The following is a 17238-nucleotide window of genomic DNA, read 5'->3' on the forward strand; positions in this document are numbered from 1 at the left end:
CTCAGTCTGTGGTCGCCAACGCCGGTACCGGCGAAGGTTTGGGCCCGTGAAATAGCCGCTCAAGCCACAAGTATATGACCGGAGTGGTGAACAGCGTCAGCGCCTGGCTCACCAGCAAGCCGCCAACCACCGCGATACCCAGGGGCTGGCGCAGTTCGGCGCCGGTGCCGTAGCCGAGCATCAGTGGCAGCGCACCGAGCAAGGCGGCGAGGGTGGTCATGATGATCGGTCGGAACCGCGTGATACAGGCCTGGAAAATCGCCTCTTCCGGCGGCAAGCCACGGTTGCGCTGGGCGTCTAGCGCGAAGTCGATCATCAGGATGCCGTTCTTCTTCACGATACCGATCAGCAGCACCAGCCCGATCAGCGCCATGATCGAAAAGTCCTGGCCGCAAATCCACAACATGATCACCGCCCCCAGCCCCGCCGACGGCAGCGTCGAGATGATGGTCAGCGGATGCACGAAGCTCTCGTAAAGCACGCCGAGAATGATGTACACCGCCACCAGCGCCGCCAGAATCAGCCACGGCTGGCTGGCCAGCGAACTCTGGAATGCCTGGGCCGCGCCCTGGAAATTGCCGCTCATGGCCGCTGGCATGCCGATGTCGGCCTTGGCCTGGTTGAGCATGATCACCGCATCGCCCAACGCCACGCCAGGCGCGAGGTTGAACGACAAGTTGGCGGCCGGGAACATGCCGTCGTGGGCGATGGACAACGGACCGACCGTGGGTGCGTCAAATTTGGCCAGCGCCGACAGCGGCACCATTTCCCCACTCAGCGGCGAGCGCAGGTAGAAGTAGTTGAGGCTTTCGGCTTTGCCGCGTTGCTGGGTGTCCAGTTCCAGAATCACGTTGTACTGGTTGATCTGGGTCTGGAATTCATTGACCTGTCGTTGACCGAACGCATCGTACAGCGCTTCGTCGACGTCACTGGCGGTCAGGCCGAAACGCGCCGCGGCGCTGCGGTCGATGCTGATGTGGGTGATGCTGCCGCCCAGTTGCAGGTCATTGGAAATATCGCGGAACGCCGGGTTGCTGCGCAGTTTTTCCGTGAGGCGCTGGGTCCAGGTGCTGAGGGTCGCGCCGTCGTTGCTCTTGAGCACGTATTGGTACTGGGCGCGGCTCGGGCCGGAGCTGAGGTTGATGTCCTGGCCGGCGCGCAGGTACAGCACGATGCCGGGGACTTTCATCAGTTGTGGGCGAATCCGGTCGATGAACTGGCTGGCGGAGACGTCGCGGTCGCCGCGTTTTTTCAGGGAAATCCAGAAGCGCCCGTTGGCGATGGTCTGGTTACTGCCCGACACCCCGACCGAGTGGGAAAACGCCGCAACCGCCGGATCCGCCGCGACGATCTCGGCCATCGCCAGGTGTTTTTTCACCATGTCGCCGTAGGAAATGTCGGCGGCTGCTTCGGTGGTGCCGAGGACAAAACCGGTGTCCTGCACCGGGAAGAAGCCCTTCGGAATGAAGATGTAACCGACGACGGCCAGGCACAGGGAAAGACCAAACACGCCGATCATCAATTTCTGATGGGCGAGGGCGCGGCGCAGCAGTTTTTCATAGCCGCCCACCAAGCGTTCGCCGAACGTCGGTTTGCTGTGGGCGTGGTGCACCGGCGCACGCATGAACAGCGCGGCCAGCGTCGGCGCCAGGGTCAGCGACACCACCACCGAAATCATGATCGTCGACGTCGCGGTCAGGGCGAATTCCTTGAACAGCCGCCCGACCACGCCGCCCATGAACAGCAGCGGAATGAACGCCGCCACCAGCGAGAAACTGATCGAGACCACGGTAAAACCAATCTCGCCCGCGCCCTTGATCGCCGCTTCGCGCATGCCCTCGCCAGCCTCAAGGTGTCGGTGAATGTTCTCGACCACCACAATCGCATCGTCGACCACAAACCCCACGGCCACCACAATCGCCACCAGGGTCAGGTTGTTCAGGCTGAAGCCCATGATGTACATCAGGGCGAAACTCGCGATCAGGGAAACGCCCAACACTGCAGACACAATCAGCGTCGCCGACCATTGGCGCAGGAACAGCGCCATCACCGCCACCACCAACATGATCGCGATCAGCAAGGTGATTTCCACTTCATGCAAGGACGCGCGGATGGTCTGGGTGCGGTCGACCAGTACCTCGACCTGCACCGAGGCGGGGAGCATGGCTTCCAGCGCCGGCAACGCGGCTTGAATTCGATCCACGGTCTCGACGATGTTCGCGCCTGGTTGCCGGGAAATCACCAGGTTCACCCCCGGCTTGTCACCGGCCCAGGCTTGCACGTAGGCATTTTCTGACCCGTTGACGACTTTGGCGACATCCCGCAGGTGAACCGGAGCGCCGTCCTTGTAGGAGACGATGAGTTGGCTGTATTCCTCGGGGTGAAACAACTGGTCGTTGGTCGACAGCGTGGAAATGCTCGACTCGCCGTACAACGCACCTTTGGCCAGGTTGAGGCTGGTGTTCTGGATTGCCAGACGTATGTCGGCCAAGGTCAGGCCGATAGCGGCGAGTTTGTCCGCCGAGGCTTGAACGCGAATCGCCGGACGTTGCTGACCGGTGATGTTGATCTGGCCTACGCCTTCGATCTGGCTGATCTGGCGGGACAGCAGGGTTTCCACCAGGTCACTGAGCTCGGTGCCGGGCATTTGCGTGGAGTTGACGCTGAGGATCAGCACCGGGCTGTCGGCGGGGTTGACCTTGCGCCAGGTCGGCAGTGTTGGCATGTCCTTGGGCAGTTTGCCGGCGGCGGTGTTGATCGCGGCCTGGACTTCCTGGGCGGCGGTGTCGATGCTTTTTTCGAGGGTGAATTGCAGGGTCAGGTTGGTCGAGCCCAAGGCGCTGCTCGACGTCATTTGGGTCACGCCGGGAATGGCGCTGAATTGCACTTCAAGCGGCGTGGCCACCGACGACGCCATGGTCTCCGGGCTGGCGCCGGGCAATTGCGCGGCCACCTGAATGGTCGGGAATTCGGCTTCCGGCAGCGGCGCAATCGGCAGGCGCGGGAAGGCAATGGCGCCGAGCAGCACCAGCGCAAAGGTCAGCAGGATGGTGGCGACCGGGTGATCGATGCACCAGGCCGAGACCGAGCCGTGGCCCTTCATGGCTTCGGCTCCGTTTGCACCACTTGTGGCGGATCGCTCATGACCTGCACGGTCGACCCCGGTTTGAGTCGCGACTGGCCATCACTGACCAGCACATCGCCCGGTTTCACGCCTTTGATGATGTCCTGACTGCTGCCTTGGGCAACCACCTGCACGGTCACGGTTTCCACTTTGTCGCCGTTGACCCGGTACACGAAGTGTTGATCGGGACCGCGTTGTACGACGGTGGGTGGCACCACCAGCGCATCTTTCTCCAAGGCAGTCTGAATTTTTACCGTCACCAGCAGGCCCGGCCAGAGTTTCTGCCCGGGGTTGTTGAATTCGGCCTTGGCGCGGATGGTGCCGGTGTTGGCGTTGATCTGGTTATCGATCAGGGTCAAGTGACCTTCGCCCAGCAAATTGCCGGTTTCACCGTCGGTGTCGGCGCCAATGTAGGCTTTCACTTGTGCGCGTTGCGGGTCGCCGATCAGCCCTTGCAGGGTCGGCAACATTTGCTGCGGCAGGGAGAACTCAACGGCGATGGGGTCGATCTGCGTCACCGTGAACAGGCCCTGGGCGTCGGTCATGCGCAGGAAGTTGCCTTCATCCACTGTACGAATACCGACGCGCCCGGTGACCGGCGAGTGAATCTGTGTGTAGGAGAGCTGCACCTGAGCGGCGTCGATTGAAGCCTGGTTGCCCTGGGCGGTGGCCTTGAGCTGATTGACCAGCGCTTGTTGCTGGTCGTAGGTCTGTTTGGACACGCCGTCATCAACGCTCAGTAATTTGTAACGCTTGAGGTTGACCAGTGCCACTTGCAACTGCGCCTGGTTTTCTCCCAGTTGAGCGCGGGCCTGATCGAGGCTGGCACGGATCGAGCGGTCATCGATGGTGGCCAACAGGTCACCTTTGTTCACCAATTGGCCTTCCTTGACCATGATTTTGGTGAGAATGCCGTCGATCTGCGGGCGCACCACCACACTGTGCAAGGACAACACCGACCCGATACCGCTGACATAACGCGGCACATCTTTCTCAACGACGTTGACCACGCGCACCGGGATGGCGGTCGGGGCGGTGAGCTTGGCGGTGGCCGGTTTGACGAGGTACCAGGTGCCCAGCGCTGCCAAGGCCATTAGCAGACCTGCGATCAAGGCGGGTTTTTTCTGAATTCGCATGCGAGTGGGGCGCCGGGCTGAGAGGTTGGGGTATTTTCAGGTTTATACCCTTCTTTATAACCCTGTCAGCCCGTCAGGAAGGTGACTGCTAACTGACGGGGCTGTCAGTTTGGGATTTTCAAATTTGCGGCGATGGGCCCGCCAGCACAAAACCCGACGGACTCACGCGCGGTGTGAAGCTTGCGGCTCTCGACACAGGTATACTGCCGCCTTTCGCGGCTCGCTGACCGGGCCCGACTCTATGTGCATCACCCGGAGCTTTCATGACTTCCCCGACACAACCGCCGGTTGCCGACGCTTTGAGCGACGACCAGGCAGACCTGCCAGACAGCGTCGACTCCAGCGCAGACAGCGAAACCAAAACCGCGATCCCGGCGTTCAAGTTCCCGTTCAAACCAGGTGATCTGGCTGCCGCGAAGAACGCCAGTCAGCCCTGGTACAAGAATGGCGCGAAGAATGGTCATACCAAGACGCCTGGGGCGGCGCCTCCGGGTACGCGTCGTTCGATGGGCAAGCGCTAGGATTTGACTTGAGCGGTGCCTGATCTGCCGTCATCGCGAGCAGGCTCACTCCTACAGTTAACGTCACAGGTCACAGATTCTGTGTACGACGAAGAACCACTGTGGGGGCGAGCTTGCTCGCGATGGGCCATACCCGGCGACATCAATCCTGAATCAAGCCGCCCGCAACGAAATAAACGCATAGTTCACCGGTGCTTCAGTCACCAGTTGCGCACCCGCCGCCTGCACCTGCCCGGCAATGTCATCCCCCGACACATGAAACAGCCACTCACCCTCCGGCGCCGCCAGTGGTTGCGCTGACACTTGATCAATAACCGTGGCAAACGCGTTCATGTCCGGCAGATAAGCGGTAAACCCATCGCCCTTCAGCGCTGTCGTGCGAATCCCCAGCAACGCGCAAATCGCGTCCTTGGCCTGAATATCATCGCGATCCGCCTGGCGAGAACGCTGGATCAACTCCACCAGCTCCTGATCCACCACCTGACCGCCGATGATCAAATCCGGGCCCTGTTCCCATGACTCGGGCGGACAATCCTTGATCGCTGTGTTCAGCAGGATGTGCGGGTTGATTTCTGCCGGGTAGATACGGCACACCAGCGGTCGGCGCTCGTAGATGCGGCACAGGTTGTCTTCGTCAAGATTCCGGCAGCGACCGACGTTATAGGCGGCGAAGGTGATCGCCACGTACGCCTCGGACGCGCCGCTTCGAACCAGCACCGAACGGCGTTCGGCGTGTTCGCGTTGCTGCACCGGCAAGCCCAGGCCGTTACCCAGAAAACCCTCGACCAGCACGATCACTTGACCGCCATCGGCCGCCCACATGCGGGCTTCCGCCAGGGTCAGGGGGACGTGGTGGTCGGTGCAGCACTTGCCGCAACCTACGCAGGAAAACGTTGTGTTCATTGATCGCCGGGCCGCATGTGAGGGCAAGAAACGGCGACAGAATGTCACCGCACTGCTCAGCGATGAAGCAAGTTATGCGCCATTCACTGGGACTTGGCGGTCGGGTGAACGGAGTCCCACTCGGTCACATAGGCGGTTTTTGTCTTCTTGTTGTAGAGGCACAGCTCGGTGCCTTGCTGGCCTTTCATGTGTTTTTGCGGGTATTGGCCTTGCAGCAGGAGGGCGGTGTAGTCGACCCGGTCATCGAATTGCGCAGGGTTGCCGACGGGCTTGGCGTTTTTCTGGCCGCTGGCTTTGGTGCAACTGGTGAGGACGGCTTTGTCGTAGGCGGCCCAGGCGTCGGGGCTGGAGGCGTGGGCCTGGGAGGCGAGGGCGGTGAGGCAGAGGAAGGTCAGGGTGGCGGCTTTCATTGGTCGGGCATCCATTGGGTTTGTATGGCCGAGTATGCCTTAAGGTCTGATGACGCGGGTCAGACGGGAACCGGCTCCCGGCGGACCACATACATCCCGGCACTTTCATACAGCCGCTGCGCCCGAAGGTTGTCTTCCAATACCTTCAAATCGACAAACCCTTCCCGACGTTGCTGAAACACGTGAAACGCCTGCAGCAACAAGGCGCGGCCCAGCCCGAGGCGTTGCGCCCGCGGGTGGACCACCAGGTTCTTGATGTAGGCGCTGGTCCAGCACTGGCATACACCGACGATGCCGTCGGCATCCAGCGCAATGAAACACAGGGCTGGATCGTATTCGGGATCGGTTTCAAACCGCTGCTGCCACACCTCCAGTATCGGGACGCGGCCGCCACCGTCCTGGTAACCCTGTTCCATCAAGTGATGAACGGCGACTGCCAATTCAGGGCGGTATTGGCTGAGGACGATGCCTTCAGGCCAGGTGATCACCGGCACAGCCTCGGCGAGGTTGCGCCGCATCAAATAGCAAAAGTGCTCGGCCACCTCTTAATGACCTTGTTCAGCGACAGCCCGGGCCGCCTCGATCAGGCATTTGGTCAGTTCGGGCGAAGAGAACTTGGTCAGCACCGCGTTGGCCCCGGCCAGACGCGCTTTCTCACTGTTCATCGCGCTGTCCAGCGATGTGTGCAGCAGCACATAAAGGTGCGAGAAGTCCGGCGTCTCGCGCAGGGTGCGGGTGAACGCGTAGCCGTCCATCTCCGACATTTCGATGTCCGAGACGATCAGGTTGATCTGCTGGGCCGTGCCTTGCAGGTCCAGCAGGCAGTCGATGGCCTCCTTGGCGCTGCGGGCGGTGTGGCATTGCAGGCCGAGGTTGCGCAGGGTATGCACGGATTGTTGCAGGGCGACCTGGCTGTCATCGACCACCAGAATGCGTGCGCTGCCCAGTACTTCAGCGTCTTCCATGCTCAGTTCGGTGGGGGCCGTTTCGATCTGTGCCGGGGCGATGCCGTGGATGACTTTTTCGATGTCCAGCACTTGCACCAGCGTGCCGTCGACCGAGGTCACGCCGGTGATGTACGAGCGCACGCCGCCGGAACCAAAGGGTGGCGGGCGGATGTCGGTGGTGAGGCAGTGGACGATCTTGCTCACGGCCTGAACATGCAGGCCCTGCTTGGAGCGACTGACGTCGGTGACGATCAGGCAGCCACCGTTCGGGTCTTCCAGCGGGCGTTCGCCGATGGCACGGCTCAGGTCGATTACTGACAACGAAGCGCCGCGCAGGGTGGCGATGCCTTTAACGTGAGGATGCGACTCCGGCAGCCGGGTCAGCGGCGGGCAGGGGATGATTTCGCTGACTTTGAGCAGGTTGATCGCCATCAGCTTGCCGCTGCGCAAGGTAAACAGCAAAAGCGAAAGTGAATCTGCGCGGGCTTTGTTGGTGGACATAAAAACCTTCTGTGGAAAAAGGTGATGGGCGAGTAAAAAGTCGCCAAAAACTATTGATGCCGGGTTATCGACTTGTTGGGGGCAGGCTTTAGGCTAAATACCCATTCCCGGCCCAACGGCGAACCCTGTGGCGAGGGAGCTTGCTCCCGCTGGAGTGCGAAGCACTCCCGATCAGGTGATGTGTGTTTTCAGACTATCCGCATTTTCAGGTTTTGCGGCTGCTTCGCAGCCGAGCGGGAGCAAGCTCCCTCGCCACAGTGGGGGGGTTATTTCATCCCTAGGCGCTTGGCCATCCTCCCGAGGTTCGCCCGATCCAGGCCCAACTCGCGCGCCGCGCTCGCCCAGTTGTTGTGATGCCGCTCCAGGCAAGCGCTGATCAATTGCCGCTGATAATTCTCCGTGGCCTCACGCAGATCACCGGCTACTAATGACACAGGGCTGACGACGGGTTGTTCGGTAAGCACCTCGACACTGCCAGTAGGCAAATCCAGATCCGCCGCACTCAGGCTGAGAATCTTCGGTCGATCCTTGCAATTACCCAGCGCTTTAAGCGCGCTGCGACCAATCAAATGCTCCAGCTCCCGCACATTCCCCGGCCAGTTGTAGGCCAGCAAGGCCGCCTGGGCGTCGCTGTTCAAACGCAGGCTGTTGAGGCCCATGCGTGAACGATTTTGCTCCAGGAAGAAGCCGCTGAGCAGCAATACATCCCGCCCGCGATCGCGCAGTGCCGGGACTAACAACGGGTAAACGCTCAAGCGATGGTAGAAGTCGGCACGGTAGCGACCGTTGCGCACTTCTTCGGCCAGGTCACGGTTGGTCGCCGCGATCAGGCGCACGTCCACTGTGTGTTCCTTGTCCGAGCCGAGGCGCTGCAACTGGCCGCTTTGGAGGACGCGCAGCAGCTTGGCCTGCACCGTCAGTGACAGTTCACCGACCTCATCGAGAAACAGCGTGCCGCCATTGGCCAGTTCGAACTTGCCGCGACGATCATTCATCGCGCCGGTGAACGCGCCGCGCACATGGCCGAACAATTCGCTTTCGACCAAGGTGTCGGGCAGTGCCGCACAGTTGAGGCTGATGATCGGTTTGTCGGCGCGGGCAGAGGCGGCGTGAATCGCCTGCGCGACCAGTTCCTTGCCGACCCCGGTTTCGCCGGTGATCAGCACGGTCAGGTCGCTGCCACCCACCAGGTTGATCTCTTCCACCAAGCGTTTGTGGGACTTGCTCTGGCCGATCAACTCGCGGTTCTGCTGACCGCTGGCTTGACGGTAAACCTCGGCGCGCTGGTGCTCGTCTTCGACGCGGTTGGCCAGGCGCTCAATGCGCTCGGCAGCGTTGACTGTGGCCGCAGCGAGGCTGGCAAAGGCTTGCAGGGCATCCAGTTCGATCGGTTCGAATTGCTCCGGGTCGAGGGCGTCGAGGGTCAGCAAACCCCATGGGCGCTCGTCGATGAACAGCGGGCAACCCATGCAGTCATGGACTTCCAGATGATCGTCGAGACCCTCGACCAGTCCGTCGTAAGGGTCGGGCAAGTCGCTGTCGGCCGCAAAACGGGTCGGGCCGTGGCTGCTCAGCAAAGCCTCGAATCGCGGGTGCTCGCTGATTTTGAAGCGCCGGCCCAGGGTGTCCGTGCTCAAGCCATCGACGGCCAGCGGCACCAACCATTCGCCATCAAGGCGCAGCAGGGCCGCGGCATCGCAGGGGAGCAGGGCGCGCATGGCTTCGAGCAAGCGTCGATAACGCTCGCCTTCGGGCAGTTCGCGGGACAGGTCGGAGACCAGGGGCAGCAGGGCGGTGAGCAGGGATTTTGCAGTCATAGTGACTCCGTGTAGTCGACATGACTATAAAACAGTGTGTGTCGATATGACTACGATGTTCTTAAACTATTGATTTATATGGTTTTATTACTTGGCACGGAAACTGATAAGTCTAAGGAAATACACATCAAGCTCCGGAGTCGTCCTTATGCTGAGCGTTCAAGACCGTGCCATCGTCAAATCCACTGTACCGTTGCTGGAAAGCGGCGGCGAAGCGCTGATTACTCACTTCTACCGCATGATGCTCTCCGAATACCCGGAAGTCCGCCCGCTGTTCAACCAGGCCCACCAGGCCAGCGGTGATCAGCCGCGTGCGTTGGCCAACGGTGTCTTGATGTACGCACGGCACATCGACCAGCTCGACCAGTTGGGCGACCTGGTGGCCAAGATCATCAACAAGCACGTGGCCCTGCAAATCCTGCCGGAACACTATCCGATTGTCGGCACCTGCCTGCTGCGTGCCATCGCCGAAGTGCTGGGCGAAGAAATCGCCACCCCTGAAGTCATCGCGGCCTGGGGCGCTGCTTATGGGCAACTCGCCGAGATTCTGATCGGTGCCGAAACCAGCATCTACGATCAGAAGGAACAGGCGCCCGGCGGCTGGCGCGGGGCGCGGGAATTCATCGTCACGGCCAAGGTTGAAGAAAGCGCGGAAATCACCTCGTTCTACTTCGAACCTGCCGACAAAGGCCCGATTCTTGAGGCTGAGCCTGGCCAGTACATCGGCATGAAACTGATCCTCGACGGCGAAGAGATCCGTCGCAACTACTCACTGTCGGCGCTGGCAAACAAGGGCGAGTACCGCATCAGCGTCAAGCGTGAAACCGGTGGGCGGGCGTCCAACCATTTGCACGATCAGTTGCATGTCGGGGCGAGCATCCAGCTGTTCCCGCCATCAGGTGAATTCACCCTGACGGCCAGCGACAAACCGCTGGTGCTGATCAGCGGCGGTGTCGGCATTACTCCGACACTGGCGATGCTCGAAGCCGCGCTGGCCACCGAGCGCCCGGTGCATTTTATCCACTGCGCGCGTAACGGCAGCGTGCATGCCTTCCGCGACTGGATCGATGGGTTGGCTGAGCGTCATCCGCAACTCAAGCGCTTCTATTGCTACGCCGAGGATGACGGTGTGAGTCCGGCGGCGGACAAGGTCGGGTTGTTGAGCCGCGAGCAGTTGGGCGAGTGGTTGCCCGAGCAGCGTGACCTGGATGCTTATTTCCTGGGGCCTAAGGGGTTCATGGCGGCGATCAAGCGCCACCTCAAGGCGTTGGGGGTTCCGGAGAAGCAGAGCCGTTATGAGTTCTTTGGGCCGGCTTCGGCGTTGGAGTAACTGTATGTGGCGACTCGGGAGACCGAGTCGCCTTCTTCGCGAGCAGGCCGCACCACGGTCTCAATTCTTGATGACAGTCAGAAAAGTTAATCCCTTCTTAACCGGCCTATCGTTTATTCCCCCCAATCCACCGGCACGCGCCAGGCTCTCAAACCTCCGAGCCTGCGTGTAGACTGGCGGCAACTGCTATCTAAAAGGGAAACGCGATGAGCGAGGAAACAATGCGATTGGGGCGCGAACGGCGCTATCTGGTGTTACTGGGCATCATCTGCCTGGCGCTGATCGGCGGCGCGCTGTACATGCAAATTGTGTTGGGCGAGGCGCCATGCCCGCTGTGCATTCTCCAGCGCTATGCGTTGTTGTTTATCGCGGTGTTTGCCTTCATCGGCGCGGCCACGCGTACCCGTCGCAGCATTACCGTGTTCGAGACGCTGGTGGTCATCAGTGCCCTGGCAGGCACAGCGGTGGCCGGGCATCACGTCTACACCCAGTTCTACCCTGCGGTCAGTTGCGGCATCGATGTGCTGCAGCCGATTGTCGATGGTCTGCCGCTGGCGAAGATCTTCCCGCTGGGCTTCCAGGTGGATGGCTTCTGCTCCACGCCGTACCCGCCGATCCTCGGTCTGTCGCTGGCGCAATGGGCGCTGTTAGCGTTCGTGCTGATCGTGATTCTGGTGCCGTTGCTCACTTCGCGTAACCGTAAAGCGCTGCGCTGAGGCGGTTCGCCGCACTGCTGCGTCATCCATAAAAACGCCCCGGCCCTCGTTGAGGGGGCCGGGGCGTTTTGCATTTTCAGAGGCCAGGTAAAAAGACCTTGATGCGCGACAAGCAACGGTGCGGCACGTGTGCGACATGTTGTCACAGCGCGAGTGTCGCAAGGCATTTCAAGGGGCTGAATTGGCATGGGGGCGGGCAACAAAATTGGTCTGTTGCCGCGGCACATCATCTGACCCCGGAAATGCTGGAACAGGCAGTTTTAACAGGGTCTGGCAAATTGCCAAAGCCCTTGTCACATAGGGGGTTGAGCAGGGTAGGGGGAGGGCGCAGTCACCCCGAAGCTGTCTGAACTGCGTTAGGTAGACCTACTATTTTTAGTGTTTTTGTTGAGAATCAATTTCGATACCATGCCGGACTTTTGCGAAATCCGTTAATGATTGTTGCTGGAATGGATAAAAATTATTTCGGGATGAGACATGGTTTATGAATCGTTACATATCTACAATCGCCCGCACTGAATTCCCGGCACTGCTCATCATGAGCAGAAAGTAGGGCGTCGAGAGGCTTGAACGCCTCATGCGACTCCCAGGTGTCGGAGCCTTCCAACTATCCGCACCAAATGGAATTGGTCTGTAACAAGGCCTTTGACCACGAATTCGAATAAGAACTTACCGCTGTCCCAGGATTTGTCGAGCAGCGTCTGACGCGCGACGGGCGGCCCTTATTCAATCCAAGAAAAATGCCAACCCTTGGCAGGGTGAAGTGTTGGCGATCAAAACCCAACTGCATTGCGCAAGCTGCTTTAGAGGTCGTGAGATGAGTAAAAACAGGTACCCCAGACTACTAGGCTTATTGCCGCTGATTGGCACATTGTTGCTGTCAGGCTGCAACATGACCTTGCTCGATCCCAAGGGCCAGGTTGGCCTGGACGAGCGAAACCTGATCATCACCGCAACGCTGCTGATGCTTCTTGTCGTGGTACCGGTCATCGTCATGACCTTCCTGTTCGCCTGGAAATATCGCGCCTCCAACACCGACGCCGTCTACACGCCGAAGTGGTCGCACTCCACCAAGATTGAAATCGCGGTGTGGGCTATTCCAGTGCTGATCATCATTGCCCTGGGTTATGTCACCTACAAGTCGACCCACGCTCTGGACCCGTACAAACCACTGGAATCCGACGTCAAGCCGATCACCATTCAAGTGGTATCGATGGACTGGAAGTGGCTGTTCATCTATCCGGAACAAGGGATTGCCACGGTCAACAAGATCGTCTTCCCGGCCAACACGCCGATCAATTTCCAGATCACTTCCGACACCGTGATGAACTCGTTCTTCATTCCGGGCCTGGGCGGTCAGATCTACGCGATGGCGGGCATGCAGACCAAGCTGCACCTGATTGCCAACCAGAACGCTGAATTCGACGGGATCTCCGCCAACTACAGCGGCGCGGGTTTCACCGGCATGAAGTTCAAAGCAATCGCCACCTCTCAGGCGGACTTCGATGCCTGGGTCAGTGATGTCAAGAAGGCACCTAAACAGCTTGAAAAAGCTGAATACGAAGCCCTTTCCAAACCAAGCCAGAACAATCCAGTAGCGCTCTACTCCTCGTTCACGCCGAACCTGTTCCAGACCATCGTCGACAAGTACGAAGGCATGAAACCAGGTCCGAAAGTGGACCACGAGAAGAAAGAGAAAGAAGTGGCCCAGATGGAAGGGATGGACATGAGTTCGCATTCAGCTGCCGGGGCAGAGGAGTAAACGATGTTTGGTAAATTAAGTTGGGAAGCGGTCCCGTTCCACGAACCGATCGTGATGGTGACCATCGCCATGATCGCGCTCGGCGGTCTGGGCGTGTTCGCTGCAATCACCTATTTCAAGAAGTGGACCTACCTGTGGTCCGAATGGCTGACTTCGGTCGACCACAAGAAAATCGGCGTGATGTACATCATCGTCGCCATGGTCATGCTGCTGCGCGGTTTTGCCGACGCCATCATGATGCGTACCCAGTTGGCCCTGTCCACCGAAGGCTCGCCGGGCTACCTGCCGCCTGAGCACTATGACCAGATCTTCACCGCTCACGGTGTGATCATGATCATCTTCATGGCGATGCCATTCTTCACCGGCCTGATGAACCTTGCAGTGCCGCTGCAGATCGGCGCGCGTGACGTTGCCTACCCGTTCCTGAACTCCCTGAGCTTCTGGCTGCTGATGTCTGGCGTCGTGCTGGTGAACGTGTCCCTGGGTGTCGGCGAATTCGCCCGTACCGGTTGGGTGGCGTATCCACCGCTGTCGGAACTGGGCTACAGCCCTGGCGTGGGTGTGGACTACTACATCTGGGCGCTACAACTATCCGGGCTAGGTACGACGCTAACCGGGGTCAACTTCCTGGCCACCGTGCTGAAAATGCGTACCCCGGGCATGAAACTGATGGACATGCCGATCTTCACCTGGACCTGCACCTGGGCCAACGTTCTGATCGTCGCTTCCTTCCCGATCCTGACCGCTACCCTGGCACTGCTGACGCTTGACCGTTACATGGATTTCCACATTTTCACCAATGAACTTGGTGGCAATCCGATGATGTACGTCAACCTGTTCTGGGCGTGGGGTCACCCCGAGGTTTACATCCTGATTCTGCCGGCGTTCGGGATCTTCTCCGAAGTCATCTCGGCGTTCTCCGGCAAGAAACTGTTCGGCCACCACTCGATGATCTACGCCTCGGGCGCGATCTCGATCCTGGGCTTCATGGTTTGGCTGCACCACTTCTTCACCATGGGTTCGGGTGCCAACGTCAACGCCTTCTTCGGTCTGGCGACGATGCTGATCTCGATCCCGACGGGGGTGAAGCTATTCAACTGGCTGTTCACCATCTACCAGGGCCGTCTGCGCATGACCAGCCAGGTTCTGTGGACCCTGGGCTTCATGGTGACCTTCGCGATCGGCGGCATGACCGGCGTACTGCTGGCCATTCCGGGTGCTGACTTTGTCCTGCACAACAGCCTGTTTGTAATTGCTCACTTCCACAACGTGATCATCGGCGGCGCCGTGTTCGGCTATATCGCTGGTTTCGGCTTCTACTTCCCTAAAGCGTTCGGCTTCAAGCTGCACGAAGGTTGGGGCAAGGCAGCATTCTGGTTCTGGATCTCGGGCTTCTTCGTCGCGTTCATGCCGCTCTATGCTCTGGGCTTCATGGGCATGACCCGTCGTCTGAACGCCACCACCAACCCTGAGTGGGTGCCGTACCTGTACGTGGCCATGTTCGGTGCGGTCATGATCGCCTGCGGTATCGCCTGCCAGTTGATCCAGCTCTACGTCAGTGTTCGTGACCGTAAGAAGCCGGAAAACATGTGCGAACACGGTGACCCGTGGAATGCCCACACGCTGGAATGGTCGACCTCGTCGCCACCACCGTTCTACAACTTTGCCGTACTGCCAAAAGCCGACTGCATCGACCCGTTCACTGAAGCCAAGGAAGACGGTACTGCGTACCAGACTCCGGTCAAGTACGAGCCGATCCACATGCCAAACAACACCGCGACCGGCCTGGTCATGGGTGCTCTGTTGACCGTGTTCGGTTTCGCGATGATCTGGCACATCTGGTGGATGGCCATCTTCGGCCTCGCCGGCGCCGTGATCTACTTCGTGATCCACGCTGCCCGTGATGACCAGGGCTACATGGTGCCGGTCGACGTGATCGAGCGCACCGAAGCCGAGCAGCGCAAACGTCTGGTAGCCGCAGGGAAAATCCCGGCCACTGCCACCCGTGTTGAAACCTCGTTGGAACAGGCTTAAACCATGTCGAACTTAGTGACCAATGCTGGACACACCCATGTCGATGGACATGGGCACGATGACCATCACCACGACTCGGGCGAGATGACCGTATTCGGTTTCTGGCTCTACCTGATGACCGACTGCATTCTGTTTGCGTCGATCTTCGCGGTGTACGCGGTACTGGTTAATAACGTAGCGGGTGGCCCGTCGGGCCACGACATCTTCGAGCTGCCATACGTGCTGGGCGAAACCGCCTGCCTGTTGTTCAGTTCGATCACCTACGGCTTCGCCATGCTGGCGTTGTTCAAGGGCAACAAGAAGGCGGTACTGGGCTGGTTGGCCATCACCTTCCTGTTCGGCCTGGGCTTCATCGGCATGGAGATCAACGAGTTCCACATGCTGATCTCCGAAGGCTACGGTCCTAACCGCAGCGGCTTCCTGTCCGGGTTCTTCACCCTGGTCGGCACCCACGGTCTGCACGTGACCAGCGGTCTGATCTGGATGGCGATCATGATGTATCAGGTCCAGAAAAACGGCCTGACGGCGACCAACAAGACCCGTCTGAGCTGCCTGAGCCTGTTCTGGCACTTCCTGGACGTGGTGTGGATCTGCGTATTCACCGTTGTTTACCTGATGGGGACCCTGTAATGGCTAATGCACACTCCCACGATGGCCACGGCCACGACGACAGCCACGGCAGCGTCAAGTCCTATGCCATCGGTTTCATCCTGTCGGTGATCCTGACGATCATTCCTTTCGGCCTGGTGATGTACCCGTCGCTGCCGAAAGCCATGACCCTGTGGATCGTACTGGCCTTCGCCGTGATCCAGGTGCTCGTGCACCTGGTGTACTTCCTCCACCTGGACCGCTCCGCTGCCCAGCGTAACAACGTGATCGCGTTTGTCTTCGCTGCATTGGTAATCGTCCTGTTGGTAGGCCTGTCGCTGTGGATCATGTTCAGCATCCACACCGTCATGATGGCGCACTGAGGAAAGTCCGGATGTCCTTTAAGCACTTTATCCAAATCACCAAACCGGGGATCATTTTCGGTAACGTGCTTTCTGTGGCAGGCGGATTTTTCCTGGCCTCGAAAGGGCATGTCGATCTGGCCATCTTCCTGGCCGCCATGATCGGCACGTCCCTGGTGGTGGCTTCCGGTTGCGTGTTCAACAACTGCATCGACCGCGACATCGACCTGAAGATGGAACGCACCAAGAACCGCGTGCTGGTCCAGGGCTTGATTTCCCTGAAACTGGCCCTGGCCTTTGCGACCGTCCTGGGTGTTGCCGGCGTTGCGTTGTTGTACAAGGTGGCTAACCCGTTGGCCGCGCTGTTCGCCGTGATCGGTTTCGTCATCTACGTCGGCTTCTACAGCCTGTACCTCAAGCGCAAGTCGGTTCACGGCACGCTGGTGGGCAGTCTGTCGGGCGCCATGCCGCCGGTGATTGGCTACGTCGCTGTGACCAACAGCTTCGACATGGCCGCACTGACGTTGCTGGTGATGTTCAGCCTGTGGCAGATGCCGCATTCCTACGCCATCGCGATTTTCCGCTTCAACGATTACCTGGCCGCATCGATTCCGGTGCTGCCAGTGAAGCGCGGAATCCAGGTGGCCAAGAAGCACATCCTGATCTACATCCTGGCCTTCCTTGTGGCGACCTTGATGCTGACCTTCAGCGGCTACGCCGGCATGAGCTACCTCGCCGTCGCCGCGGCCATGGGCATGTACTGGTTGTACATGGCCTGGACCGGTTACAAGGCAGTGGATGACACGGTTTGGGCACGCAAGCTGTTCGTGTTCTCGATCTTCACCATTACCGCGTTGAGCGTGATGATGTCCCTGGACTTCAAAGTGCCGACCGAGCTGCTGCTGACGTACGCGCCTTAAGCGTCGGATGCTGTAAACAAAAGCCCCGCCTTCGAGAGAAGTGCGGGGCTTTTTTGTTGCTGCATTGATGCGTTGATCGTGTTCCTGGTTAGATAACCACCTGTCAGCTTTGACAGTAGATAGGTACGGTGGGGCGGAGTATTTTTTAAAGGAGGGTATTTACAAAT

15 protein-coding genes are annotated in these 17238 nt (G+C 59.4%); 8 read left to right on the forward strand and 7 right to left on the reverse strand.

All coding sequences use genetic code 11. The annotated features are described in order from the left end of the window. Nucleotide 1: 1 nt before the first annotated feature. Together AB4N43_RS22175 and AB4N43_RS22180 are read right to left on the reverse strand one after the other, a co-directional pair. On the reverse strand, nucleotides 2–3103 hold the full coding sequence (locus tag AB4N43_RS22175; RefSeq protein WP_460151945.1) for a multidrug efflux RND transporter permease subunit: 3102 nt from the start codon (nucleotides 3101–3103) through the stop codon (nucleotides 2–4). Further along, entirely contained in the window at nucleotides 3100–4260 is a 1161-nt protein-coding gene (locus AB4N43_RS22180) for an efflux RND transporter periplasmic adaptor subunit (RefSeq protein ID WP_027922700.1), read from the reverse strand. The genes AB4N43_RS22175 and AB4N43_RS22180 overlap by 4 nt, the downstream gene beginning before the upstream one ends. Before the next feature lie 263 nt (nucleotides 4261–4523). On the opposite strand from AB4N43_RS22180, the gene AB4N43_RS22185 reads away from it, so the two are divergent. Beyond that, on the forward strand, nucleotides 4524–4781 hold the full coding sequence (locus AB4N43_RS22185) for a hypothetical protein (protein WP_027922701.1): 258 nt from the start codon (nucleotides 4524–4526) through the stop codon (nucleotides 4779–4781). Nucleotides 4782–4934: 153 nt separating this feature from the next. Here AB4N43_RS22185 and AB4N43_RS22190 read toward each other — a convergent pair whose 3' ends face one another. From AB4N43_RS22190 to norR, 5 genes are all read right to left on the reverse strand, one after another. Continuing rightward, nucleotides 4935–5684, reverse strand: a complete 750-nt coding sequence (locus tag AB4N43_RS22190) for a YkgJ family cysteine cluster protein (RefSeq protein ID WP_027922702.1) — start codon at nucleotides 5682–5684, stop codon at nucleotides 4935–4937. A gap of 83 nt (nucleotides 5685–5767) precedes the next feature. Further along, complete coding sequence (locus AB4N43_RS22195) at nucleotides 5768–6094, reverse strand: hypothetical protein (RefSeq protein WP_460151946.1); 327 nt, start codon at nucleotides 6092–6094, stop codon at nucleotides 5768–5770. A gap of 59 nt (nucleotides 6095–6153) precedes the next feature. Next, a complete protein-coding gene (locus AB4N43_RS22200) occupies nucleotides 6154–6612 on the reverse strand; it encodes a GNAT family N-acetyltransferase (protein ID WP_027922704.1) in 459 nt (152 codons plus the stop codon). 27 nt (nucleotides 6613–6639) lie between these two features. Further along, nucleotides 6640–7542 (reverse strand): chemotaxis protein CheV, encoded by a 903-nt coding sequence (locus AB4N43_RS22205; RefSeq protein ID WP_027922705.1) that lies wholly within the window; start codon nucleotides 7540–7542, stop codon nucleotides 6640–6642. Between the two features lie 266 nt (nucleotides 7543–7808). Then, entirely contained in the window at nucleotides 7809–9359 is a 1551-nt protein-coding gene (gene norR, locus AB4N43_RS22210) for a nitric oxide reductase transcriptional regulator NorR (RefSeq protein ID WP_027922706.1), read from the reverse strand. 148 nt (nucleotides 9360–9507) lie between these two features. Here norR and hmpA point away from each other — a divergent pair, with 148 nt between their 5' ends. From hmpA to cyoE, 7 genes are all read left to right on the forward strand, one after another. Further along, nucleotides 9508–10689, forward strand: coding sequence for an NO-inducible flavohemoprotein (hmpA, locus tag AB4N43_RS22215; RefSeq protein WP_059182187.1), 1182 nt, complete (start codon nucleotides 9508–9510; stop codon nucleotides 10687–10689). 206 nt (nucleotides 10690–10895) lie between these two features. Next, complete coding sequence (locus AB4N43_RS22220) at nucleotides 10896–11405, forward strand: disulfide bond formation protein B (protein ID WP_027922708.1); 510 nt, start codon at nucleotides 10896–10898, stop codon at nucleotides 11403–11405. Between the two features lie 817 nt (nucleotides 11406–12222). Next, nucleotides 12223–13167 carry a ubiquinol oxidase subunit II gene (gene cyoA / locus AB4N43_RS22225; protein ID WP_027922709.1) on the forward strand — a complete coding sequence of 315 codons (945 nt, stop codon included), beginning with the start codon at nucleotides 12223–12225 and terminating at the stop codon, nucleotides 13165–13167. A gap of 3 nt (nucleotides 13168–13170) precedes the next feature. After that, the gene (cyoB, locus tag AB4N43_RS22230; RefSeq protein WP_027922710.1) at nucleotides 13171–15201 is read left to right on the forward strand and encodes a cytochrome o ubiquinol oxidase subunit I; all 2031 of its coding nucleotides are present in this window, start codon (nucleotides 13171–13173) and stop codon (nucleotides 15199–15201) included. A 3-nt stretch (nucleotides 15202–15204) separates the two neighbouring features. Further along, a complete protein-coding gene (locus tag AB4N43_RS22235) occupies nucleotides 15205–15831 on the forward strand; it encodes a cytochrome o ubiquinol oxidase subunit III (protein WP_027922711.1) in 627 nt (208 codons plus the stop codon). Further along, nucleotides 15831–16172, forward strand: coding sequence for a cytochrome o ubiquinol oxidase subunit IV (cyoD, locus tag AB4N43_RS22240; RefSeq protein ID WP_027922712.1), 342 nt, complete (start codon nucleotides 15831–15833; stop codon nucleotides 16170–16172). The genes AB4N43_RS22235 and cyoD overlap by 1 nt, the downstream gene beginning before the upstream one ends. Before the next feature lie 11 nt (nucleotides 16173–16183). Continuing rightward, nucleotides 16184–17071 (forward strand): heme o synthase, encoded by an 888-nt coding sequence (gene cyoE / locus AB4N43_RS22245; protein ID WP_027922713.1) that lies wholly within the window; start codon nucleotides 16184–16186, stop codon nucleotides 17069–17071. Nucleotides 17072–17238: the final 167 nt, after the last annotated feature.

The sequence above is a fragment of the Pseudomonas sp. S2_B07 genome, assembly GCF_054668435.1.

Excerpts from the sequence above, each read along its gene's own strand:
- AB4N43_RS22175 (WP_460151945.1), bottom strand. The coding sequence starts at position 3,103 with ATGAAGGGCCACGGCTCGGTCTCGGCCTGGTGCATCGATCACCCGGTC.
- AB4N43_RS22180 (WP_027922700.1), bottom strand. The coding sequence starts at position 4,260 with ATGCGAATTCAGAAAAAACCCGCCTTGATCGCAGGTCTGCTAATGGCC.
- AB4N43_RS22185 (WP_027922701.1), top strand. The coding sequence starts at position 4,524 with ATGACTTCCCCGACACAACCGCCGGTTGCCGACGCTTTGAGCGACGAC.
- AB4N43_RS22190 (WP_027922702.1), bottom strand. The coding sequence starts at position 5,684 with ATGAACACAACGTTTTCCTGCGTAGGTTGCGGCAAGTGCTGCACCGAC.
- AB4N43_RS22195 (WP_460151946.1), bottom strand. The coding sequence starts at position 6,094 with ATGAAAGCCGCCACCCTGACCTTCCTCTGCCTCACCGCCCTCGCCTCC.
- AB4N43_RS22200 (WP_027922704.1), bottom strand. The coding sequence starts at position 6,612 with ATGCGGCGCAACCTCGCCGAGGCTGTGCCGGTGATCACCTGGCCTGAA.
- AB4N43_RS22205 (WP_027922705.1), bottom strand. The coding sequence starts at position 7,542 with ATGTCCACCAACAAAGCCCGCGCAGATTCACTTTCGCTTTTGCTGTTT.
- norR (WP_027922706.1), bottom strand. The coding sequence starts at position 9,359 with ATGACTGCAAAATCCCTGCTCACCGCCCTGCTGCCCCTGGTCTCCGAC.
- hmpA (WP_059182187.1), top strand. The coding sequence starts at position 9,508 with ATGCTGAGCGTTCAAGACCGTGCCATCGTCAAATCCACTGTACCGTTG.
- AB4N43_RS22220 (WP_027922708.1), top strand. The coding sequence starts at position 10,896 with ATGAGCGAGGAAACAATGCGATTGGGGCGCGAACGGCGCTATCTGGTG.
- cyoA (WP_027922709.1), top strand. The coding sequence starts at position 12,223 with ATGAGTAAAAACAGGTACCCCAGACTACTAGGCTTATTGCCGCTGATT.
- cyoB (WP_027922710.1), top strand. The coding sequence starts at position 13,171 with ATGTTTGGTAAATTAAGTTGGGAAGCGGTCCCGTTCCACGAACCGATC.
- AB4N43_RS22235 (WP_027922711.1), top strand. The coding sequence starts at position 15,205 with ATGTCGAACTTAGTGACCAATGCTGGACACACCCATGTCGATGGACAT.
- cyoD (WP_027922712.1), top strand. The coding sequence starts at position 15,831 with ATGGCTAATGCACACTCCCACGATGGCCACGGCCACGACGACAGCCAC.
- cyoE (WP_027922713.1), top strand. The coding sequence starts at position 16,184 with ATGTCCTTTAAGCACTTTATCCAAATCACCAAACCGGGGATCATTTTC.